22 protein-coding genes are annotated in these 22,048 nt (G+C 68.5%); 13 read left to right on the top strand and 9 right to left on the bottom strand.

Annotation, left to right across the window (positions count from 1 at the left end):
* The first annotated feature begins 5 nt into the window (after positions 1-5).
* From ABT313_RS18765 to ABT313_RS18805, 9 genes are read left to right on the top strand one after another with little or no spacing between them, the layout of a single operon-like run.
* Positions 6-281 (top strand): conjugal transfer protein TrbC, encoded by a 276-nt coding sequence (locus ABT313_RS18765; protein WP_130443139.1) that lies wholly within the window; start codon positions 6-8, stop codon positions 279-281.
* Positions 282-319: 38 nt separating this feature from the next.
* Positions 320-1,177 carry a DUF8175 domain-containg protein gene (locus ABT313_RS18770; RefSeq protein ID WP_350854845.1) on the top strand — a complete coding sequence of 286 codons (858 nt, stop codon included), beginning with the start codon at positions 320-322 and terminating at the stop codon, positions 1,175-1,177.
* On the top strand, positions 1,174-2,127 hold the full coding sequence (locus ABT313_RS18775) for a hypothetical protein (protein WP_350854848.1): 954 nt from the start codon (positions 1,174-1,176) through the stop codon (positions 2,125-2,127). The genes ABT313_RS18770 and ABT313_RS18775 overlap by 4 nt, the downstream gene beginning before the upstream one ends.
* Position 2,128: 1 nt before the next feature.
* The gene (locus tag ABT313_RS18780; protein ID WP_350854851.1) at positions 2,129-3,703 is read left to right on the top strand and encodes a TrbL/VirB6 family protein; all 1,575 of its coding nucleotides are present in this window, start codon (positions 2,129-2,131) and stop codon (positions 3,701-3,703) included.
* Complete coding sequence (locus tag ABT313_RS18785) at positions 3,690-5,198, top strand: SCO6880 family protein (protein ID WP_350854854.1); 1,509 nt, start codon at positions 3,690-3,692, stop codon at positions 5,196-5,198. The genes ABT313_RS18780 and ABT313_RS18785 overlap by 14 nt, the downstream gene beginning before the upstream one ends.
* 34 nt (positions 5,199-5,232) lie before the next feature.
* Positions 5,233-6,846 (top strand): putative type IV secretion/conjugal transfer ATPase, encoded by a 1,614-nt coding sequence (locus ABT313_RS18790; protein ID WP_350854857.1) that lies wholly within the window; start codon positions 5,233-5,235, stop codon positions 6,844-6,846.
* A complete protein-coding gene (locus ABT313_RS18795; RefSeq protein WP_350854860.1) occupies positions 6,846-8,690 on the top strand; it encodes a type IV secretory system conjugative DNA transfer family protein in 1,845 nt (614 codons plus the stop codon). The genes ABT313_RS18790 and ABT313_RS18795 overlap by 1 nt, the downstream gene beginning before the upstream one ends.
* A complete protein-coding gene (locus tag ABT313_RS18800) occupies positions 8,680-9,057 on the top strand; it encodes a DUF4913 domain-containing protein (protein ID WP_130443131.1) in 378 nt (125 codons plus the stop codon). The genes ABT313_RS18795 and ABT313_RS18800 overlap by 11 nt, the downstream gene beginning before the upstream one ends.
* A gap of 1 nt (position 9,058) precedes the next feature.
* On the top strand, positions 9,059-9,400 hold the full coding sequence (locus ABT313_RS18805) for a YrdB family protein (RefSeq protein WP_350854863.1): 342 nt from the start codon (positions 9,059-9,061) through the stop codon (positions 9,398-9,400).
* Between the two features lie 2 nt (positions 9,401-9,402).
* Here ABT313_RS18805 and ABT313_RS18810 read toward each other — a convergent pair whose 3' ends face one another.
* Positions 9,403-10,149: a hypothetical protein gene (locus ABT313_RS18810; RefSeq protein WP_350854866.1), complete on the bottom strand. Its 747-nt coding sequence runs from the start codon at positions 10,147-10,149 to the stop codon at positions 9,403-9,405.
* A gap of 41 nt (positions 10,150-10,190) precedes the next feature.
* A complete protein-coding gene (locus tag ABT313_RS18815; RefSeq protein ID WP_350854869.1) occupies positions 10,191-11,513 on the bottom strand; it encodes an MATE family efflux transporter in 1,323 nt (440 codons plus the stop codon).
* Between the two features lie 344 nt (positions 11,514-11,857).
* Between ABT313_RS18815 and ABT313_RS18820 the strand changes: the two genes are divergently transcribed.
* A complete protein-coding gene (locus tag ABT313_RS18820) occupies positions 11,858-14,992 on the top strand; it encodes a replicative DNA helicase (RefSeq protein ID WP_502883996.1) in 3,135 nt (1,044 codons plus the stop codon).
* 8 nt (positions 14,993-15,000) lie between these two features.
* On the opposite strand, the gene ABT313_RS18825 is transcribed toward ABT313_RS18820, so the two are convergent.
* On the bottom strand, positions 15,001-15,582 hold the full coding sequence (locus ABT313_RS18825; RefSeq protein WP_350854872.1) for an NADPH-dependent FMN reductase: 582 nt from the start codon (positions 15,580-15,582) through the stop codon (positions 15,001-15,003).
* A gap of 109 nt (positions 15,583-15,691) precedes the next feature.
* On the opposite strand from ABT313_RS18825, the gene ABT313_RS18830 reads away from it, so the two are divergent.
* Complete coding sequence (locus tag ABT313_RS18830) at positions 15,692-16,174, top strand: MarR family winged helix-turn-helix transcriptional regulator (RefSeq protein WP_350854875.1); 483 nt, start codon at positions 15,692-15,694, stop codon at positions 16,172-16,174.
* Here ABT313_RS18830 and ABT313_RS18835 read toward each other — a convergent pair.
* Entirely contained in the window at positions 16,171-16,797 is a 627-nt protein-coding gene (locus ABT313_RS18835) for a MerR family transcriptional regulator (protein ID WP_350854878.1), read from the bottom strand. The genes ABT313_RS18830 and ABT313_RS18835 overlap by 4 nt on opposite strands.
* A gap of 87 nt (positions 16,798-16,884) precedes the next feature.
* Between ABT313_RS18835 and ABT313_RS18840 the strand changes: the two genes are divergently transcribed.
* Positions 16,885-17,286 (top strand): hypothetical protein, encoded by a 402-nt coding sequence (locus ABT313_RS18840; protein WP_350854881.1) that lies wholly within the window; start codon positions 16,885-16,887, stop codon positions 17,284-17,286.
* On the opposite strand, the gene ABT313_RS18845 is transcribed toward ABT313_RS18840, so the two are convergent.
* Complete coding sequence (locus ABT313_RS18845; RefSeq protein WP_350854883.1) at positions 17,276-18,247, bottom strand: helix-turn-helix transcriptional regulator; 972 nt, start codon at positions 18,245-18,247, stop codon at positions 17,276-17,278. The genes ABT313_RS18840 and ABT313_RS18845 overlap by 11 nt on opposite strands.
* 57 nt (positions 18,248-18,304) lie before the next feature.
* Here ABT313_RS18845 and ABT313_RS18850 point away from each other — a divergent pair, with 57 nt between their 5' ends.
* Positions 18,305-19,558: an FAD-binding oxidoreductase gene (locus ABT313_RS18850; protein WP_350854886.1), complete on the top strand. Its 1,254-nt coding sequence runs from the start codon at positions 18,305-18,307 to the stop codon at positions 19,556-19,558.
* Here the strand turns inward: ABT313_RS18850 and ABT313_RS18855 are convergent.
* From ABT313_RS18855 to ABT313_RS18870, 4 genes are read right to left on the bottom strand one after another with little or no spacing between them, the layout of a single operon-like run.
* Complete coding sequence (locus ABT313_RS18855) at positions 19,497-20,042, bottom strand: GrpB family protein (protein ID WP_350854889.1); 546 nt, start codon at positions 20,040-20,042, stop codon at positions 19,497-19,499. The two genes, ABT313_RS18850 and ABT313_RS18855, sit on opposite strands and share 62 nt — an antisense overlap.
* A complete protein-coding gene (locus ABT313_RS18860; protein ID WP_350854892.1) occupies positions 20,039-20,434 on the bottom strand; it encodes a RidA family protein in 396 nt (131 codons plus the stop codon). The genes ABT313_RS18855 and ABT313_RS18860 overlap by 4 nt, the downstream gene beginning before the upstream one ends.
* A gap of 22 nt (positions 20,435-20,456) precedes the next feature.
* The gene (locus ABT313_RS18865; protein WP_350854894.1) at positions 20,457-20,891 is read right to left on the bottom strand and encodes a phosphatase domain-containing protein; all 435 of its coding nucleotides are present in this window, start codon (positions 20,889-20,891) and stop codon (positions 20,457-20,459) included.
* Positions 20,892-20,895: 4 nt separating this feature from the next.
* Complete coding sequence (locus ABT313_RS18870; RefSeq protein ID WP_350854897.1) at positions 20,896-21,972, bottom strand: ABC transporter ATP-binding protein; 1,077 nt, start codon at positions 21,970-21,972, stop codon at positions 20,896-20,898.
* Between the last annotated feature and the right edge of the window lie 76 nt (positions 21,973-22,048).

Genomic DNA, 22,048 nt, shown 5'->3' on the forward strand with positions numbered 1-22,048 from the left:
CAACCATGATGTTGGTACACCACCTCGTCACGGAGCTCAACACCATGACGCTCCCGCTCGACGCGCCTCCCGGCGTCCAGCCCGGCCTGGACAAGGTGCTCGGCTGGGTCAAGTGGATCGCGTACTCGGTCTGCACGCTCGGCATCCTGATCGCCGGCGGCATGATGGCCGTCGGTCAGCGCCGCGGTGAGGGTGGCGAGCACGCTGCCCGACTCGGTTGGGTCCTGGCGGCCTGCATCGTGATCGGCGCGGCGACGGCACTCGTCGACGCCCTGAAGTGATCGCGGCCAGCGGCGACCTGCTCGGAGGCTGATCGCAGGTGGGACTGTTCAGCAGGGATCCGGACTCCGATGGCGATTCCGACGGCGAAAAGACCAGCTTCCTCGAGGAGCGCGGTTTCGTCGCGTCGGCGATCGTCATCGGAGCGGTGCTCATTTGCCTGGTGGTCTGGGCGGTTGCCAGCAACGGCTCGGACACTCCGGCCGCCAACCCCAGCCAGTCGCCCAGCACCATCGCTCCTACTGAACAGCCCACTGAGTCGAGCGGCCCGGTCGCCACGCCGACCGAGCAGCCGACCGCGACCAAGACGGCTCCGCCGCCGCCGAACAGCCACACCGGTGGCTGCCACGACAACAACCCGGATCAGGCGATCCCGCGGCTAGCTGCGCCCGCCGCTGTCACGTGGCAGTTCGAGGGCGAGATGCTGGTCCCGATCCAGGCCGCGGCCGGGCCTGCGTCCACCTCAGCGAACGGGGTCCGCTCGTGCTTCGCGCACTCGCCGACCGGCGCGGTGCTGGCGGCGATGGTCCTGCTCGGCCAGGTGCAGAACCCTGACGTCAGCATCGCCGCGCTCAAGAGCCGCGTGCTGGCCGGCCCGGGCCGGGACGCCGCGATTGCTGCGGCCAGGTCCGAGATCCAGACCCCGCCGACCGAGGCCGGGGACGTCCAGTTCTCCGGCTTCAAAGTGCTCTACTACCCGCCGAACGCCACCAGCACGGTCATCCAGGTCGTTGCCAACCTCAACAACAAGGCGTACGGCGCGCTGCCGATCACCATGCAGTGGTCGCACGGCGACTGGTACGCAGTGCTGCAGGACGACGGCACCTTCAACGGCTCGGTCGAGCCGGACATCCTGTCCAGTCTCAACGGCTACGTTAGGTTCAGTGGTGCGTCATGATCGCCCTTGGATGCTCGAAGTGGCCGTGGGACTGGGACGACTGCATCCGGGACGGTCTGAACACCGCGATCCAATGGGCCTTCGGCAAGTTCTTCGACTTCATCTTCCAGGCCATCGCCAGCGTCGTCGTGAATGCTGTCGAGGCGGTGATGAAGGCGGTGGCACTGCTCTGGATCAACATCCAGACCCCGGACATCGCGCAGAACACCCCGGCCATCTGGGTGCAGCAGCACACGAACTTCATCATGGTGTTCATCGCCTCGCTCGCGGTCATCGTCGGCGCGGTCCAGATGGCGATCTCGCACCGCGGTGAGCCGGCCAAGGAGATCCTCCGGTCGCTGATCACGCTGGTCGTGGTGACGGCCTCCGCGACGGCCTTCGCCGGGACGCTGATCGCGGCAGCGGACGGGTTCTCCACCTGGATCGTCCACGAGGCGCTGAACGCCAAGAATCACTGTGTCGCCGTCCCGGTGCTGGACCCCGTCCACCCGGCGAACACCAAGGACGCGTGCTTCACCGATGCGCTCACCGAAGCGCTGGTGAATCCACTGAAGAGTCCCGCCGAGCAGTTCGGCTGGTTGCTGGTGATCTTCGTCGGCATCCTGATGGTCATCTCCTCGATCATCCAGCTCGGGCTGATGATCATCCGCTACGGCATGCTCGTGCTGCTGGTCGGTGTGCTCCCGTTGACCGCGGCCGCGACCAACACCGAGATGGGGATGATGTGGTTCAAGCGGTCGCTCAGCTGGCTGGCCGGATTCATCATCTATAAACCGGTCGCGGCGCTGATCTACGCGACCGCGATCTACCTGATGTCGGTGCCGACCGCGGACGGCGCCCCGGCCGGTACGCCGCAGACCCTGAAGATCATCACGGGCGCCACGATGATGCTGCTGGCAATCGTCGCGCTCCCCGCCATTCTTCGATTCGTCTCCCCGAGGACGTCTTGACATGATTCCGCTCAACTGGGCCACGGATCTGCTGAAAGAAGCCGTCTCGGCGGTCCTTGCCCCCGCTATGGAAGCGGTGATGAAGTTCGTGTTCCAGCCCATCCTCGACGCAATCTCCGGTGCGGTCGGGACCTTGATGTCCACGATCGCGACGTTCTGGATCTACGTGCCGACACCGTCGGTGGAGGGCTCTCCGGGCCAGCCGGCCAACGACACGGTCAGCTGGGTCTGGTCGCACACGCAGTTCATCGCGCTGTTCATCGCGGCGATCGGGCTCATCGTCGGCGCCATCCAGATGGCCTGGACGCAGCGCGGTGAGACGGCTCGCGATCTGCTCCGCTCGCTGATCACCCTGAGCGTCGCGTCGGCCTTCTCGATCGCCGTCGCGCAGGCGCTGATCACCGCCGGCGACACGTTCTCCAAGTGCATCGTCAGCTCCTCGCTGAGTTCGAGCGGAGATCTCTGGGTCGATCACTGCGACAAGATGGGCTCCGGCGACGCGAAGGCGTTCGGCGCGAGCATGTCCGTGGTCCTGGGCTTCGCCGCGGTCGCGGCACTCGCGGGTTCACCGCTGCTGATCGGCATCATGATCGCGGTCGGCATCCTGTGCGTGATCGCCGGCGTGATCCAGATCGTACTGATGGTCGTCCGCAGCGCGATGCTGATCCTGCTGCTCGGCGTACTGCCGATCTCGGCCGCTGCGACGAACACCGAGATGGGCCGAAATTGGTTCAAACGAATAATCGCGTGGTTGCTCGCCTTCATCCTCTACAAACCGGTGGCGGCGATCGTCTACGCGACAGCGATCCGCCTGGTCTCGAACAACGGCGCCCCGCTGCACTTCGACGGCACCAACGCGGCCGACGTCGGCAGCCTGGTGATGAACGTGATCACCGGCCTGACGATGCTGGTGCTCGCGCTGTTCGCGCTGCCGGCCCTGATGCGGTTCATCGTGCCGATGGTCTCGGCGACCGCGGGCGCGGCCGGCGCCGGCATGATCGCGGCCCGGATGATGCCCGGCATGGACAAGCTCGGCGACATGGCGAACAAGCAGACCAGCCAGGGCGCCGACGACGGCGGCGGGGGCGGAGGCGACGGCCCGTCCGGCGCGCAGAACGTCGGTAGAGCGCAGCAGCAGGCTCCCAGCGGCAGTGGCGGTGCCGGTGAAGGCGCTGCCGGTGCTGGTGAAGGTGCCGCGGCCGGTGGCGAAGGCGCGGCAGCCGGCGCAGGTGCGGGTGCTGGAGCCGGGGCCGGAGCGGGTGCAGGCGCCGGCGCTGCGGCGGCCGCACCGGTAGCGGCCGTGGCTGCGCCGGTCATTGTGGGCGTCGCGATTGCCAAGGGCATCTCCGACGCCGGCAAGACAGCTGCGGCCGAGACGACCGACCAGGGCGACGCGGCCGGGCAGCAGTCCCGGAGCAGCGGACCGAGCGGCAGCCGCGGCACCGGCGACCCGAACCGGGGCGGAGGCCCACAGCAGAGCGGCGGAGGCAACCAGCCTCCACCTCCACCTGGCCCGAGTGGCAGCGGCGGAGGCGACGACCAACCGACACCGGAAGGCCCAAGTGGCAGCGGCTGAGAACGTACGACGCGCACCTCGCACCTACGGCAACTGGCGCCAGCCCGCCTCGGCGGGTATCGGCGGCTTGGGCATGCTCGGCACCGCCATCCTGATGGGTGGCCTGCTGATGGTCGTCATCGCGACGATGTCCGGCGGTCTGCCCGCAGCGATGATCACGCTGCTGGTCGTCGGCGTCGTACTGCTGCTGCTGATGACCAAGGACAAGCATGGGCAGTCCACGCTGCAACGGATCTCGACCCGAATTGGATGGCAGCGAGCAAAGATGGCAAAGCACAACATCTACCGATCCGGTCCTCTCGGCCGTACGGCGTGGGGCAAGTTCCAGCTCCCGGGCCTGGCCGCCTCCTCCCAGCTGAGCGAGTACCAGGACTCGTACGGGCGCCCGTTCGCCCTGCTCTACTACCCGAGCACCCGGCACTTCACGGTCGTCATCAACGCCGAGCCGGACGGCGCCTCGCTGGTGGACGAGGAGCAGGTGGACATCTGGGTCGCGCACTGGGGTCAGTGGCTGGCGTCGCTCGGCCACGAGCCGGGTATCGTCGCCGCCTCGGTCACCGTCGAGAGCGCGCCCGACACCGGGATCCGGCTGCGCCGCGAGGTCGGCAACAACATGATGGACGGCACACCGGCCATCGCCCGCGCGATGCTGACCGAGGTCGTGCAGACGTACCCGGAGGGCTCGGCGCTCGTGTCGGCCCGGGTCGCCCTGACCTTCAAGGGCACCGACCGCAGCGGCAAGCGCCGTAAGGAAGACGACATGGGTCGCGAGCTCGCGGCCCGGCTGCCCGCACTCACCCAGAGCCTCAACGCGACCGGTGCGGGCGCGGCCCGTCCGGTCAACGCGCAGGAGCTGTGCGAGGCGATCCGGATCGCCTACGACCCGGCGTCCGCCGTACTGATCGACGAGGCTCGTGGTCAGGGCATGCCGCCCGAGCTGCAGTGGACCGACGTCGGTCCGTCCGGTGCGCAGGCGTTCTGGGACAAGTACCGGCACGACTCGGCCTGGTCGGTGACGTGGCAGATGTCGCAGGCGCCGCGCGGCGAGGTGTTCTCGTCCGTGCTGTCGCAGCTGGTCGCGCCGCACGTCGACATCGACCGCAAGCGCGTCACCCTGCTCTATCGCCCGCTCGACGCCGGTACGTCGGCCCGCATGGTCGAGGCCGACAAGCGCAACGCGTCGTTCCGCGCCAGTACGTCGAGCCGCCCGTCGGCGCGCAGCCTGGCCGAGGCGCGGGCCGCCGACCGGTCCGCGCAGGAAGAGGCCCGCGGTGCGGGTCTGGTCAACTTCGGCATGGTCGTCACCGGCACGGTCATGACGGTCGAGCAGATCCCGGACATGGTCGCCGCCATCGACAACCTGGGCGCGACCGCACGGGTTCTGCTCCGTCCGGCGTACGGCTCGCAGGACTCCGCGTTCGTGGCTGCCCTGCCGCTCGGCGTCGTACTGCAGAACCACTTGGCCGTACCGGCGGGTCTGCGAGAATCGCTATGACCGGAAAACGCACGGTGACCTCTGGGGAGTCACAGTGAGCCCTAAGCAGAAGAAGCCCGTCGATCCGTCCCGTCGCGGCAAGCGGCCGATGCCGCGGGGTTGGCCCGGCCCGGGCGGCGGCTACTCGACGTACCTGCAGGCAGCGCCCGAGTGGCGCGGGACGACGGTGCAGGTCTGCGGCATGTGGCCGTTCGCCGCCGGCACCGGCAGCCCGATGGTCGGCGTGCCGATCGGACGCAACATCCTGTCCGGCGCGACCATGTGCTGCGACCCGATCAGCTGGTTCATGCGCGCCAAGCTGATCTCGAACCCGTCGATGTTCGTGCTCGGCAAGCCGGGTCTGGGCAAGTCGACCATCACCCGGCGGATGGCCCTCGGCCTGGCCGGGTACGGCGTGATGCCGCTCGTGCTGGGCGACCTCAAGCCCGACTACAAGGACCTGATCGAGGCCCTCGGCGGCCAGGTCATCCAGCTCGGTCGTGGCCGTGGGCACCTGAACGTGCTCGACCCGGGTGAGTCCCGCGAGGCGGCGCTCCGGCTGACCGGCAAGGCCCGCGAGGCGATCCAGGCCGACGCGCACGGCCGCCGGCAGACGATGGTCTCGGCGCTGATCGCGATCATGCGTAACCAGAACCCGAACGACCGCGAGGAGACCATCCTCGACGAGGCGCTCAAGGTGCTGGACGAGCGGTTCCAGGGCACCCCGGTGCTGAAGGACCTGCTCCAGGTCATCCAGGACGCGCCGGACCGGGTCCGCAACGTGGCCCTGGACCGCGGCAGCCTGGACCGGTACCGCCAGATCACCGAAGGCCTCGAGGCCTCGCTGATCGGTCTGGTCGGCGGTGGTCGGCTCGGCGAGATCTTCTCCGCGCAGACCGACAACCCGATTCAGATGGATCGTCCGGTGGTGTTCGACGTGTCCAACGTCGACGACTCCGAGACCAGCCTGCAGGCCGCCGTACTGCTGGCCTGCTGGTCGTACGGGTTCGGCGCGGTCGCGGTCTCGCAGGCGCTGGCCGATGCCGGCCTGGAGCCGCGGCGGCACTACTTCGTCATCCTCGACGAGCTCTGGCGGGTACTGCGGGCCGGTAGCGGCCTGGTCGACCGGGTCGACGCGCTGACCCGTCTGAACCGGCAGCGCGGTGTCGGCATGGCGATGATCTCGCACACCATGTCCGACCTGCTCGCGCTGCCGAACCCGGAGGACCGGATGAAGGCGAAGGGGTTCGTCGAGCGTTCGGGCATGGTGATCTGCGGCGGTCTGCCGCGCGCCGAGATGGAGAACCTGACCGAGGTCGTGTCGATGTCGCAGGAGGAGCAGAACATGCTCGTCGGCTGGCAGGACCCGCCCGCCTGGGACCCGGCCACCGGCAAGGAGGCCGCGCCTCCCGGCCGAGGCAACTTCCTGATCAAGGTCGGTGGCCGCCCCGGGATCCCGGTGCACGTCGGGCTGACCTCGGTCGAGCGCGAGATCAACGACACCAACAAGCTGTGGAGGACCGGCGACGACGGCAAGCCGCTGAAGGTGGAGGTCGCACCGGACGGCAGTGAGGCGGTCGTCGGCGAGTACAGCCTGGAAGACCCGGCGATGCTGCCGCCGCCCGACCCGACCACCCGAGTGGTCGCCCGAACGGGAGTTGACGAGTAATGGCCCAGGGCAGGAAAAGCACCGGACCCGGCGGGCTGTCGCCCGAGTCGATCCTGATCTTCGCCGCGGTCGGTGTGTTCGCGCTGGTCGTGTTCTCGCTCTGGGGCGCGCTGAAGCTCGCGGCCGCGATCAACGGCTCGCCGGCGGTCGGCAACCCGTTCGACTCGATCGTCGACCTGATGAAGGGACACCTGGACTGGTCGGGCGCGGCCACCGGCGTACTGATCATCGAGCTGGTCGTGCTGTTCGGCCTGGTCGGCACCGGCTTCTGGTACTTCCGGAACCGGCAGAAGTCCGTCGGCCGGGTCGACCGGCAGGCGCAGCTGATGTCGAAGCGGTCCGAGATCTACAAGCTCACCCGCGAAGGCGCCCAGGAGAAGGCGAACCAGCTCGGCGCCGGCCACGCCGGCCCGGGCATCCTGATCGGCCGTACCGTCCGGGACAACCTCGAGGTCTTCGGCAACTGGGAAGACATGCACGTCGACATCTGGGGTCCCCGAACCGGTAAGACCACCTCCCGCGCGGTCCCGGCGATCCTCGACGCGCCGGGGTGCGTCATCGCCACCTCCAACAAGCGGGACATCGTCGACGCGACCCGCGGGCCGCGGTCGGAGAAGGGCCCGGTCTGGGTGTTCGACCCGCAGGAGGTCTGCGAGGAGCCGAACACCTGGTGGTGGAACCCGCTCAGCTACATCACCGACGAGACCAAGGCCCGCGAGCTGGCCGAGCACTTCGTCGCGTCGCAGCGCCAGGTCGGCGCCCAGACCGACGCGTTCTTCGACGCCGCCGGTACTGACCTGCTGGCCGGTCTGCTGCTCGCGGCCGCGGTCGCGAAGCGCCCGATCACGCAGGTCTACAGCTGGCTCGCCGACCAGCGGAACGACGAGCCCGAGCGGATCCTGCGCAACACCCCGGGTCTGCAGCTGTCCGCGGACGCGCTGTCCGGTGTCATCAACGCGCCGGACAAGCAGCGCGCGGGTGTCTACGGTACGGCGCAGCAGAGCGCGCAGTTCCTGGTCAACCGCAAGGTCACCCGCTGGGTCGTCCCGAGCGGTCCGAACGACAACCGCCCGCAGTTCAACCCGCACGAGTTCGTCCGCAAGGGCGGCACGCTGTACAGCCTCTCCAAGGAAGGCGCCGGTACGGCGGGTCCGCTCGTCACCGCGCTGACAGTGGCCGTCGTCGAGGCGGCCGAGCAGTTCGCCCGCGGCTGCCCGATGGGCCGGATGCCCAGCCCGCTGGTCGGCGTACTGGACGAGGCCGCGAACGTGTGCCGGTGGAAGAACCTCCCCGACCTGTACTCGCACTTCGGTTCGCGCGGCATCGTGCTGATGACGATCCTGCAGTCCTGGGCGCAGGGGCAGGAGTGCTGGGGCGACCACGGCATGCAGAAGTTGTGGGGCTCGGCCAACATCCGGGTGTACGGCGGCGGCGCGGCGGACGCGTCCTTCCTCGAGAACCTGAGCAAGATGATCGGCGACTACGACATCAACTCGAACTCGGTGTCGTACAACGAGGGCAAGCGCGGGACCAGCTCGCAGGTCCAGCGGCACAACATCATGGAGGTCTCCGACCTCGCCTCGATGCCACCCGGTCGCGCGGTCGTGTTCCCGTCGGGTATCCCGGCGACGCTGGTGAAGACCGTCCCGTGGTTCACCCGGCCGGACGCCGGTGCGGTGAAGGCGTCGCTGGCGAAGTACGATCCGGGAGCGGCTGCCAACGTCCCGGTGAGCAACAACCCGTGGGTGTCCGCAGGCGCCGGCGGGCAGGCGCCCCCGCCGCAGCGCGGCCCGGACCGGCCGGTCTGGGAGCAGAACGAAGGGGACAACCGAGGTGGATGGTGAACAGGAGCTCTTCTATCCACACGTCGCGGCGTTCGTCGAAGACCGGCTGATCTACCTCTACACCCGGCGGCTCGGGCAGCAGTTCGTCTGGTGCCCGGAGTGGTACCGGCACGCGGAGGCGCTCAGCCGGCTCGACTCGATCTGGCGTGCGTGGGAGCACCTGCGGCTCGACCCGGCGACCGGGATGTCGGTCTGGTGGCGTGACCACGCGGACCCGCACATGATGGCGCTGCTCGACCCGGACGGCCCGTTCGCCGCCTGCCGGAACAACGTCCACACCGACTACCCGATCCCGCCGCTGCCGGTGCAGGAGCCGCCGGCCGGGCTGTTCTTCGACCAGCGCCAGCCGAACATCCGCGGTATCTGAGATGTGGAAGTGGGGCAACCTGCTGCTGGCGTTCCTCGTCGAGCTGGTTGCCCTAGGCATCTTTGCGTGGTGGGGCTGGGACACCGGCGGTACGACGCCGGCCCGCTGGCTGCTCGCCATCGGGCTGCCGCTAGTGACCGCGGTGGTGTGGGGACTGTTCGCAGCGCCAACCGCCACTCGCGGTACACCGGTGGTGCGCTGGATCGTGAAGGTCCTGGTGTTCGGCCTCGCAGGCGCCGCCCTGTGGAGCCTGGGGCACCCGGTGCTCGGCGTCGTGTTCGTCGTCGTGGTCGCAGCGAACCTGGCGATCATCCACTTCCAGAAACTGCAGCCGACGAGCTAGGACTACAGGTCCAGGTCGATGCCGGTGTCGCGGCGTTGCTCCTGCTGCTTCTTCTGCCTGCTCCGCCGACCGCGAGAGCGCAGGCGGGCCTGGGGGAGCTGAGCCTCGGGGGTCTCCTTCGGCGGGTTGCGGACTGCCTCGACGGGGTCGGGCTGCGTCTGGCGAGCCTCGCGGCGGTGCTCCTGCGCGGACTCGTCGTACCTGTCCGCGAGCCGGTCGTCGGACACCGCGCGGCGAGCCTCGATGCCGCTGGCGCGTTCGTAGCGCCGGCCCTCCGCGGCGAGCCCCGCCGAGCCGACTTCGTCGGGGTGGGCGGCCGCCTCGTCCAGCTCGTGCCGGCCGTGGGCCAAGTCCCCGATGGACCGCTGCGTCTCGGTCGTGGCGTAGGCGCGGTACCGGTCGCGGGCCGCCTCGTCCGCGTACGCGAGTTCGAACGCCCGCGTGGTTTCCGCGGTGGCGTCGAGGAGTTGGTCGCGGCCGCGGAGCTCGTCCAGCTCCTGCTGGTCCTTGGCGGCCAGCTCGAGTCGCTCGGCGTGAGCGGCCTCGTCCTCTTCGTCCAGACGGGCCTGCTCCACCTCCTCGGCGCGCCGCTCCACGTCCTCGTCGGCCGTCAGATCGGCGACCAGGCGCCGGTCTGCCTCGGCTCTCGCCTGGGCGGCACGCCGCTCACGGCCGGCCTCGGTGTCGTCGTCGGACTCCCGCTGTACGGGGTCGAGCTCGACGTCGTGGTCGTCGTCGGTGTCGGGCATGCCGCTCCTCTCCTTGCCCTCCACGATGCCGCACCGCAGGGTCAGCGGGTAGCTCCGGTGACCAGCCAGCCGTCGCGGCGCTCGCGGGTGGTCAGCGTGAGGAACCGCAGCAGCATGTACCCGCCGAACGCCCACCAGAGCGCGACGATCCCACCGCCGAGCCAGAGCACGGCCAGGGCGAGCGGCACGTACAGCACGAGAGCGACGACCCCCGCGGCGGCCAGATACTTGCCGTCGCCCGCCCCGATGAGCACACCGTCCAGCACGAACACCACACCGTTCACCGGCTGCCACAGGGCGGCGACGATCAGGACGGCCGCGAGCGTACGGCGTACCTCGGGATCGCTCGTGAACCACGGGACGTACACGCCGCGCAGGCCCCACAACGCGAGGCCGCCGATCAGGCCGGAGAACAGACCCCACCACATCATCCGGCGGGTGATCGTGCGGGTGCCCGCGACGTCGCCGGCCCCGAGGGCGCGGCCGGTGAGCGCCTGCGCGGCGATCGCGATCGCGTCCAGGGCGAGGGCCAGGAACGACCACAGCGTGAAGGCCACCTGGTGCGCGGCGACCGACGTCGTACCCAGTGCGGTGGCGACGAACGTGAGCAGAATGATTGCCGCACGCAACGTCAGCGTCCGGACGATCAGCGGCACGCCCATCTGCGCGGACGCGAGGATGCCGGGGCGGTCCGGCCGAAGCTTGGCGCCGTCGCGGCGGGCGCCGCGGACGACGACCACCACCAGCGCGACACCGGCGCCGGTCTGCGCGAGCGCCGTACCGAGGGCCGAACCGGCGATGTTGAGGCCGACGCCGTAGACGAGGAGGACGTTGAGGCCGATGTTCGCGAGGTTGGCGGTGATCGCCACGACCATCGGGGTCTTGGTGTCCTGCAGACCTCGCAGTACGCCGGTCGCGGCGAGCAGGAGCAGCATCGAGGGGATCCCGAAGCACGAGATCCGCAGGTACGTGACTGCGTAGTCAGCGACTTCGGCCGAGGGATCGAACGCCGCGATGGCCTGCGGCGCGAGAGCCAGCCCGAGCAACGCCAGTACGACGCCGAGCAGCAGGGCCAGCCAGAGTCCGTCGATGCCCTGCGCCAGCGCGCCCTTGTGGTCGCCGGCGCCGATCCGGCGCGCCACCGCGGAAGTGGTGCCATAGGCAAGGAACACGCAGATGCCGACAAGGGTCTGCAGGATGGTGCCGGCGACACCGAGCGCGGCGAGTTGCGGCGTACCGAGGTGGCCGACGATCGCGGAGTCCGCGAGCAGCATCAGCGGCTCGGACACCAGCGCGAAGAACGCCGGGACGGCCAGCCGGAGGATCTCCCGATCCTGTTCGCCCACCCATCGTCTGCGTCTCACCGGAGCGAGGTTACCCACGACGGCCCGGGGGCTCTGGAAATTCGTCTCAGACTTTTTCTTCTCCACACCTGTGCACTGGAGAAATCGCAGGTCAGGGCGATGTTGTGGAGATCGGTCCAGAGATATCCACAGGGTTGTTCGCAACCTGTGCACAGCCCTTCACGGAGTTTCCCACAGTTCGTCCACACCCCCTGTGGACGGCTGGGTGGCTTTGGGTGACGGCAGCGGCGTACGGTCGCGAGGCCTGCTGCCGGAAACTGTCGGCGGGCCGGGCTACGGTTCGAGCAGGTGTTCGAACCCGGCCCACACTGGCCGGGCGGCGGCGGACGAGGAGGTCGGGCGAAGTGAGCGTGGCGGAGTTCCGCGGGGGCCAGGACGGCGGCCACGAAGAGCGCAGTCCGGAGATGGGCTTCGACCGCACCCCACCGCAGGATCTCGCGGCCGAGCAGTGCGTGCTCGGCGCGATGATGCTGAGCAAGGACGCGATCGCCGACGTCATCGAGACGCTGCGCGGGACGGACTTCTACCGGCCGGCGCACGAGAGCGTCTTCGACGCGATCACCGACCTGTATGCGCGGGGTGAGCCGGCCGACGCGATCACGGTCGCGGCGGAGCTGACCAAGCGCGGCGACATGGCCCGGATCGGCGGCGCGCCGTACGTGCACACCCTGGTCGCCTCCGTCCCGCTCGCGGCGAATGCCAGCTACTACTCGCACATCGTCCGCGAGAAGGCGATCCTGCGCCGGCTGGTCGAGGCGGGGACGAAGATCGTCCAGCTCGGGTATGCCGGTGAGGGCGAGGTCGACGACGTCGTCGACGAGGCGCAGGCGGAGATCTACTCGGTCACCGAGAAGCGGACCGCCGAGGACTACGCCCCGCTGAAGGACATCATGGAGGGCACCCTCGACGAGATCGAGGCGATCGACTCCCGCGGTGACGCGATGGTCGGCGTGCCGACCGGCTTCACCGATCTCGACGAGCTCACCAACGGGCTGCACCCCGGCCAGATGATCATCGTCGCCGCGCGTCCCGCGATGGGGAAGGCCCTGGCGCTCGACACCCCGCTGCCGACGCCGACCGGCTGGACCACGATGGGCGAGGTCGCGGTCGGCGACCAGTTGCTCGATGCCAACGGGCTGCCGACCACGGTCGTCGCGGCGACCGAGGTGATGGTCGACCGGCCCTGCTTCCGGCTGTCGTTCTCCGACGGCAGCGCGATCGTCGCCGACGCCGAGCACCAGTGGCTCGTCGAGGACGGCGGCCGCCCGGTGGTCTGCACCACCGCCGACCTGTACACGGCGATGTCAGCGAGTCCCGGACTGACACCGTCGATCCCCGGGTCGGCGCCGCGGCAGATCACCGGGCACGGCTTCCCGGCCGCGCTCGGCGGCGAGGGCGAGCGCCGGGTGGAGTGGGTCGACCCGGTCGTCGGCGTACCGGTCCGCTGCGTCGAGGTCGACAACGCCGACCATCTCTACCTGGCCGGCAAGACGATGATCCCGACCCACAACTCCACGCTGGGCCTGGACTTCGCCCGCTCCTGCTCGATCAAGCACGGCCTGACCTCCTGCATCTTCTCGCTGGAGATGAGCCGCAACGAGATCACCATGCGGCTGCTCTCCGCCGAGGCGAAGGTGCCGCTGCACCACATGCGCAACGGCAAGATGACCGACGAGGACTGGGCCCGCCTGGCCCGCAAGATGGGCGAGGTCTCCGAGGCCCCCCTCTTCATCGACGACTCCCCGAACCTGACGATGATGGAGATCCGCGCCAAGGCCCGCCGCCTCAAACAACGCCACGACCTCAAACTGATCATCATCGACTACCTCCAGCTGATGACGTCGGGCAAGAAGGTCGAATCCCGCCAACTCGAAGTCTCCGAGTTCTCCCGCTCCATCAAGCTCCTCGCCAAAGAACTCGAGCTCCCCGTAGTAGCCATCTGCCAGCTGAACCGAGGCTCCGAACAACGCTCCGACAAACGCCCCATGGCCTCCGACCTACGCGAATCGGGCTGCGTGACCGCGGACACCCGGCTGATGCGGGCCGACAACGGTGCTGAGATCTCGCTCGGCGAGTTGCTCGCGACGGACGCTCGCGACATCCCGGTCTGGTCGCTCGACGACCGGCTGAAGCTGGTTCCGCGCACGCTCACCCATGCGTTCCCGAGCGGGGTGAAGGAAGTCTTCCGGTTGAAGCTCGCCTCCGGCCGGGAGGTCAAGGCCACCGCGAACCACCCGTTCCTCACGTACGACGGATGGAAGCCTCTGGGTGAGCTGTCGCCAGGAGCACGACTCGGATCGCTCCGGCACGTCCCGCCGCCACTCGACGTGACGCCGTGGGACGAGGACGAGCTCACGCTGCTCGCTCACCTGCTCGGCGACGGCTCCTTCGTCAAGCGCCAGCCCATCCGCTACGCGAGCATCGACGAGGCGAACCTGGCAGCGGTCGGCGAGGCTGCTCACCGCCGCTTCGGCATCACCCCGATCCGTGACGAGTACGCCGCCGCCCGCGTCACCACGCTCCGCCTGCCCGCGCCGTACCGGCTCGCCCGCGGCAAGCGCAACCCGATCGCCGCGTGGCTGGACGGCCTCGGCCTGTTCGGGCTCCGCAGCCACGAGAAGTTCATCCCGGCCGGCGTCTTCGCGCTCCCGAAGGAGCAGGTCGCGCACTTCATCCGCCACCTCTGGGCCACTGACGGTTCAGTCCGCTGGGACGCGAAGGCGGGCCAGGCACGCATCTACTACGCCAGCACCAGCCGCCGCCTCACCGACGACCTAGCCCGCCTCCTCCTCCGCCACAACATCTTCAGCCGGATCAAGACCGTGAAGAAGGCGGGTTACCGCGACACCTACCACCTGTACATCTACGGCGCCGAGAACCAGCTCCGGTTCTGCGACGGCATCGGCGTCCACGGGCTGCGTGGGTTGAAGGTGCTCGAGGTCGCCACGGCTCTGCGCGACGTCAAGGGCAACACCAACCTCGACACGGTGCCGAAGGAGGTCTGGTCCAAGGTTCGCGAGGTCCTTGCCGCCCGCAACGTCTCGCACCGCGAGTTCGCGGCCGCGATGAGCACCCAGTTCTCCGGTTCGACGATGTGGAAGCACGCCCCGAGCCGTCAGCGCCTGGCGAAGGTCGCCGACATCCTCGACGACGCCGACCTCGAGGTCCTCGCGACCAACGACATCTTCTGGGACACCATCACCTCGGTCGAGAGCCTCGGCGAGCAAGAGGTCTTCGATGCGACAGTCCTCGGGACCCACAACTTTGTGGCAAATGGAATTGCTCTTCATAACTCGCTGGAGCAGGACGCCGACGTTGTGATCCTGCTTCATCGCGAAGATGCGTATGAGCGGGAGTCGACCCGGCCCGGTGAGGCGGACTTTATTGTTGCCAAGCACCGGAACGGGCCGACGGCGGACGTGGTCGTGGCCTTCCAGGGGCACTACTCGCGGTTCGTGGACATGGCCCACGACGGGTAGGCGGAGCGTCAGGCCGCGGCGGCCTGAGTGGTGCGGACCTGCTTGAGGGCGGCGGCCCAGGATTCGAGTTGGTCGAAGAGGATGGTGGCGGCGCCTTCGTGCTGCGGGCCGGGGCGGAAGGCGGAGAAGTTCTCGAAGTCGGTGAACATCGAGAAAGACAACTGCTGCCGTACGGTCGCGATCTGCAGCTCGGCGCTGATTCCGCGCAGGTGCTCGATCGCGCGGGCGCCGCCGAGCGAGCCGTACGACACGAAGCCGGCCGCCTTGTTGTTCCACTCGGCGTACAGGTAGTCGATGGCGTTCTTCAGCACGCCCGACGTCGAGTGGTTGTACTCCGGGGTGACGAACACGAAGCCGTCGTACGCCGCGATCGTCTCGGCCCACGCCTTCGTGTGCTCGCCGGCGTACTGGCCCATGGTCGGCGGCATGGCCTCGTCGAGGTGCGGCAGCGGGTAGTCGAGCAGGTCGATCAGCTCGTAGTCGGCTTCCGTGCGGCTCTTGGCCTGCGTCAGCACCCAGTCGGCCACGGCGGCTCCGTTCCGGCCGGGGCGGGTGCTTCCGAGAATGATCGCGATCTTCAGGTCGCTCACAGCGACAACTCCTTCAGACAGGGTTGGCTTGAATCTTCAAGTCACGATCTACGGTAGGACGGTCAACTTGAATCTTCAAGTCAAGCCGGTGGTGACCTATGCTGCATCCATGGCCACCGAAGGAGCCCGGAAGGTCGAGCCTCGGTGGCTGACCGCGGATGAGCTGGATACCTGGAGGACGCTGCACCTGCTGATCGCCACCCTGCCGACAGTGCTGGGGGCGCAGCTGCAGCGCGACTCCGGCCTGAGCTTCCTCGACTACTACGTCCTCGCCGGCCTGTCCGAGCAATCCGGTCACACCATGCGCATGAGCCGGCTCGCTATCCTGACCAACTCCGAGCTGTCCCGCCTCTCGCACCTCGTCCGGCGGCTGGAGAATCGTGGCCTGGTACGGCGCGAGCTCGATCCGGCCGACGGTCGCTTCACCAACGCGATCCTCACTCCCGAGGGGTACGACGAGGTCGTGAAGGCGGCCCCCGGTCACGTCGACCTGGTCCGGCAACTCGTCTTCGACCCACTGACCGAGGATGAGCGGCAAGCGCTGCACCGGGCTTTGGCGAAGATCGTCCCGGGCTTGGGGGACGTCGGCTAGCTCCAGCGATCTGCGGAGATCGACTCCTGGGCGAGCAGGCGCAGTGAGGAGATCAGGGTCTCGCCGAGGATCGTGCCGATGACAACGGATTCGGCCAGTTGGTCCCGGGTCGGGTTGGCTGTGACGGCGTCGATCTCGAGGGCGGTGAAGCGTTCGACCGCGTCGGCGTAGGTGTCGAGGTGGGCGGCCAGGGTGGGCTGGCCGAGGGTGTGCAGGGCGGCGATGGTGTCGATGAGGGTGGCCAGGGCGGGGGCGTCGGGGTCTACCTTCCAGCCGCGGCTGGTGATGAGGTCGGTGACCTGGGTGGTGGCGGCGGCTCGGGCCTCGTCGGTGGCGGTCAGGCGGCGCGTCGGCGTGAGGGCCCGGTGGGCGCGGCCGATCTGTTCGTGCAGGGGCTCGGTATCGGAGTCGAGTGACTCGAGGATCTTCTTGACCTGAGCGACCGGGACCTGGGCCAGCTCGATCAGTGCGCGGATCAGACGCAGCCGGCGGATGTGTGTCTCGCCGTACGACGCCTGGTTGGGGCTGGTCAGTTCGCCGGCGGGGAGCAGGCCCTCGCGTAGGTAGTACTTGATCGTCGGCACCGGTACGTCGGTCGCCTTGCTGAGTTCCCCGATCCGCATTTCCCTTGCCTTCCCATCGCCTGTCATGGACAGTATCAGTATCTATAAACAGATACCCTGACTATCCATAAGGAAGAACGTGTACGTATGAACGACCACTCCCGCATGATCGCCGGCGTCATCCTGCTCACCATCGTGACGATCCAGTTCGGTGGGTACTTCATGACCAAGATCGTCCGCGGCCAGGTACCGATGACCGATTTCCAGAAGTCGTTCGCGCGGGCCGGTCATGCCCACGCCGGCGTACTCGTGATCCTCAGCCTGGTCGGACTCCTGTACGTCGACCAGACGAGCCTCACCGGGTTCTGGCTCTGGGTGGCCCGGCTGGCGATCCCGGTCGCGGCCATCCTGATGTCCGGCGGCTTCTTCGCGTCGTCCGCCGGCAAGGACCGCACCCAGCCCAATCAGTTCCTCTGGATCCTGTGGGCCGGCGCAGCGTCCCTGGCGATCGGCGTACTGACGCTTGGAATCGGACTGCTCACTGCGTGACGAAGGCCTGCGTGAGTCGCTCACCCACTTGGCCGATGAACGCAGCCGTCTCCGGGGTCACGTGGTCGACGACGAAGGGACCGAGGACCGCTACGGCGGCGACTTGGGTCAGGAGCATCGCCGGCGTGTCCGCGCTGAAGCGGACGACACAAGACGACTCGTCGACCGGCTCGACGATCCCGCGGACGACGCCTTCGAAGGTCGCCGAGACTGTGGCCGCAGGCGCCTGCACGGTCAAGTGAACGGAGTGCCGGTACTGCGCTGACACGAACGACTCCACCAGGTACGACGCCGCGTCGGCAGCGGGCAACGTCCGCGGCGTGAAGCGGTGCAAGGTCGAAGCAACGTCGGAGATCCGGTCGACCCGGAAGATCCGCCAGTCGTCCCGATCCGGATCGAATGCGAGCAGGTACCACCGCCACGCCAACGTCAGCAGCTGATGCGGCTCCACCCGCCGGCGCGTCGCCCCGCGCGCCCGTCCTTGGTAGTCGAAGGCAACGATCTCGTGGTTCCGGCAACAGCGGGCGAGGACCGCGAGCACCCCCGGTGAAACCTGCGGTACGCCGGGCCGCGGGATCGCCTCCGCGGACGAACTCACCGCCGCGAGCTGAGGCCGGAGTCGCGCGGGCAGGACCTGCTCGAGCTTGGCCAGCGCGCTCATCGAACTGTCCGCCATCCCGCTCACGCCGCCGCCGACCGCGCCCACCAGCCCCAGCGCGACGGCGATCGCCTCGTCGTCGTCCAGCTGGAGCGGCGGCAGGTTCGTCCCCGACCCGAGCCGGTAGCCGCCCGCGGTCCCGGTCGTCCCGGTGACCGGATAATCGAGCGACCGCAGCCGGTCGACGTCGCGCCGTACCGTTCGCTCCGTGACGCCGAGGCGGTCGGCCAGCTCACGGCCGGACCACTCGCGACGGCTCTGCAACAGCGACAGCAACCGGAGCAGGCGGCCAGGCATATCCATGACAACAGGATGCCTTGCGGACAACTTCTGTCCGCAAGGGCCCATAGCGTGAGTTTCATGATGCTGACGACGACAAGCCCGGAGTACGACGACGCGCGCCTTGGCTTCCAGCGGCGGGACCCGCATCGGCCCGAGGTGATCTTCCCGGTCACCGACGCGGCCGAGGTCGAGGAGGCAGTGCGGTACGCGATCGATCACGACAAACGGATCGCGGTGCAGGCGTCCGGCCACGGTCTGACCCGGGGCATCGACGGAGGCGTGCTTATCGCGACCGGCGCGTTCAACCACGTGGCGGTCGATCCGGACAAGAAGACAGCCTGGATCGAGGCGGGCGCGACCTGGCAGGACGTGATCGCCGCGACCGCGCCGTACGGCCTGGCGCCGTTGTCAGGTAGCTCGCCCGGTGTCGGCGCGATTCCGTACACGCTCGGCGGCGGGCTCGGGTTGATGGCCAGGCGGTTCGGGTACGCCGCGGACCACGTCCGGCGGATCGAGCTCGTGACGATGGACGGCGTACGGCGGGAGGCCGACGCGGAGCTGTTCTGGGCGACGAGAGGTGGCGGCGGGAACTTCGGTGTCGTGACCGGGATCGAGATCGACCTCTTCGACGTACCGACGCTGTACGGCGGGAGCCTGTCCTTCGATCTCGCGGAGCACCCGAGCGCGCCGGAGTCGTGGAGCGAGTGGACCCGGTCCATGCCGGAGGAAGTGACGTCGGCGATCGCGATCCTGCCGATCCCGGACATCCCGCAGGTGCCTGCGCCGGTGCGCGGCAAGTACATCGCGCAGATCCAGGTCGCGATCCTCGGCGACAACGGCGAGGAGTTGGTGAAGCCGCTCCGCGCGATCGGCGAGCCGGTGCTCGACACGGTGGGCGACCTACCGTACGTCGACTCCGGGCGGATCTTCGCCGAGCCGGAACGCCCCGACAGCTACAGCTCGAGCAACGTCCTGGTGAGCGATCTCGATGCGCTGGCGACTCTGCCGAAGCCGGTAGCCGGAGCGCCGATGCGCGTGATCGGTATCCGTCATCTCGGCGGTGCGCTCGCCCGCGAACCCGAGATCCCGAACGCGGTCGGCCACCGCGATGCGGCGTACTCCGTGACCGTCCTGGGCGAGCCGGAAGACCAGCAGGCAGTCCTCGAGCCGTGGAAAGCCTCGACGGTCGGTCGCTTCCTCAACTTCAGCTACGCGCCGCTGACTGCCGGCGAGGTCGCTGACGGTTTCGATCCGGGCGACTACAGCCGCCTCACCGAGCTTCGGCGCCGCTACGACCCGGATCGTCGCCTGTGGGCGAACCACCAGCTCTAGCAATCAGTTCCTCGACCAGCGCGCCCTTGCCGTCGACGTAGGCGGTGCGGTCCGTGGTGAGCAGGTGCGCCAGCTCGCGTTTGCGGGCGGCGTACCGCTCCCGGTCGACCGGGTTCGTACGCAGGTGGTCGCGGAGCAGCACGTGGTCACGGTGAGCTTTGTTGCCTTCAACAACGACGTACAGATGGTGGTAGTGGGCAACGTCCGGCGGCAGGGCGAAGGCTTCGCGGCCGGGGATGCCGGCATCGCCCTCGTGACGGTAGCCGGCGGCAACCAACAGTTCGATTGCCTTCGGCACCAGGTCGGCCGACGGTACGACGATGTCGAGATCGATGATCGGCTTCGCGGCCAGCCCGGGTACTGCGGTGCTGCCGACGTGCTCGATCGTGTGCGGGAGGTCGCCGAGCTCCAGGCCTGCGGAGATCTCGGCGAACCACAGCGGCCATTGCGGGTCGTAGGAGACGACCTCGGCAGGAGCGATCACAGCGCCGCGGTCACGTCGATCTCGACCAGCTGGCCGGGGAAGCCGAGCTGGGCCACGCCGAGCAGCGTGCTGGCTGTGGTGAAGGCAGGACCGAGCGGTGACGCGTTGAGCTGCGTCCACACGGCGGACAGATCCTCACGGTCCGGGCTCACGACGTAGATGACAGTGCGGACGACGTGCTCAGGAGTGGCGCCCGCAGACTCGAGTGCGGTCAGGATGTTGCTGATCACCTGCGCGGTCTGCCCTTCCAGACCGCCCGGAGCCAGCTCACCGGACGGCTGCAACGGGCACTGCCCGGCCAGGTAGACGAGAGTGTCCGCCTTGACGGTGGTGACGTGGTGGTAGCCGGGGGTCTGGTGGAGTCCGCTGGGATTGGTCCGCTCGATGCTCACGCTTCGAACCCAACGCGACAGATCAGCCGCGGGTCAACAGATTTAGCACGTACCGCTTCTGCCACGGCGTCTCGACGGCGTGCTTGTCGAAGTGGGCGCGCACGTACGAGACGGCCTGATCAGCAGGCACACCGTCGAGTACGGCGAGACAGGCGAGCGCCGTACCGGTCCGCCCGCGACCGCCGCCGCACGCGAACTCGACCCGCCCACTGGTAGCCCGGTCCAGCGCCTCGCGAAAGATCGTCAACGCCGCCGGGCGATCCGCCGGCAACCGGAAGTCCGGCCACTTGATCCAGCGCGTTTCCCACGGCACGTCGGGCGGCTCCGACCCGAGCAGATAGACGCCGTACGTCGGAAACGGCGCTACCGCCGGGCCTCGCCGCAGACTACGTCCGCGCACGAGCCGACCCGACGGCAGCTCCATCACACCTGGTGCGTCCTTGTCCCAGAAGCCCACGGGATCAAACTACAAGGCGCTCCTCGGTGGAGGTGGAGAACAGGTGCAGCTTGTCGGGGTCCGGTGCGAGGTAGACCTCGGTGCCCTTGTCGTTGTGCAGGCGGGTGCCGATCCGGGCGATGATCTGCTGGTTCTCGGCGTGATCGGCCGATCCGTACAGGAACGCGTCCGAGCCGAGCTCCTCGATCACGGAGACCTTGACCGGCAGACCCTTGTCGGACAGGTGCAGGGCCTCGGGCCGGACGCCGAGCGTCAGGGTCTTGTCGTCACCGGCCTTGGCCAGCAGCTCCCGCGCGATCGGTACGACGAAGTCGCCGATCTTGGCGCCGCCGTCGACGATCTCGGCGGTGATCAGGTTCATCGCCGGCGAGCCGATGAAGCCCGCGACGAACTTGTTCCGGGGGCGGTCGTACAGGTTCAGCGGGGTGTCGACCTGCTGCAGTACGCCGTCCTTCAGGACGGCGACGCGGTCGCCCATGGTCATGGCCTCGACCTGGTCGTGGGTGACGTAGACGGTGGTGACGCCGAGGCGGTGCTGCAGTTCGGCGATCTGGGTGCGGGTCTGGACCCGGAGCTTGGCGTCGAGGTTCGACAGCGGCTCGTCCATCAGGAACACCTTCGGGCTGCGCACGATCGCGCGGCCCATCGCGACGCGCTGGCGCTGGCCGCCGGACAGGGCCTTCGGCTTGCGTTCGAGGTACTCCTCGAGGCCGAGCAGCTTGGCGGCCTCCATCACGCGCTTGGCGCGTTCGTCCTTGTGGATGCCTTGCATCTTGAGCGCGAAGCCCATGTTGTCGGCGACCGACATGTGCGGGTAGAGCGCGTAGTTCTGGAACACCATCGCGATGTCGCGTTCCTTCGGCGGGGCGTTGGTGACGTCCTTGTCGCCGATGTAGATGCCGCCCTCGTTGACCTCTTCGAGCCCGGCCAGCATCCGCAGCGCGGTCGACTTGCCCGAACCCGACGGGCCGACCAGCACCATGAACTCGCCGTCGGAGATGTCGAGGTCGAGCTTGTCCACCGCGGGGACGTCGTTTCCCGGGTAGACCCGGGTGGCTCCCTTGAACGAGACAGTTGCCATGTCGCGCTTCCTTTCCTTCGCCGGCAGGAACGTGCCGGACGATCCGTAGCAAAGGCCCCCAGGTCTTGGGTGTCTG

This window comes from Kribbella sp. NPDC000426 (assembly GCF_040300265.1).
Taxonomy (GTDB): Bacteria; Actinomycetota; Actinomycetes; order Propionibacteriales; family Kribbellaceae; genus Kribbella.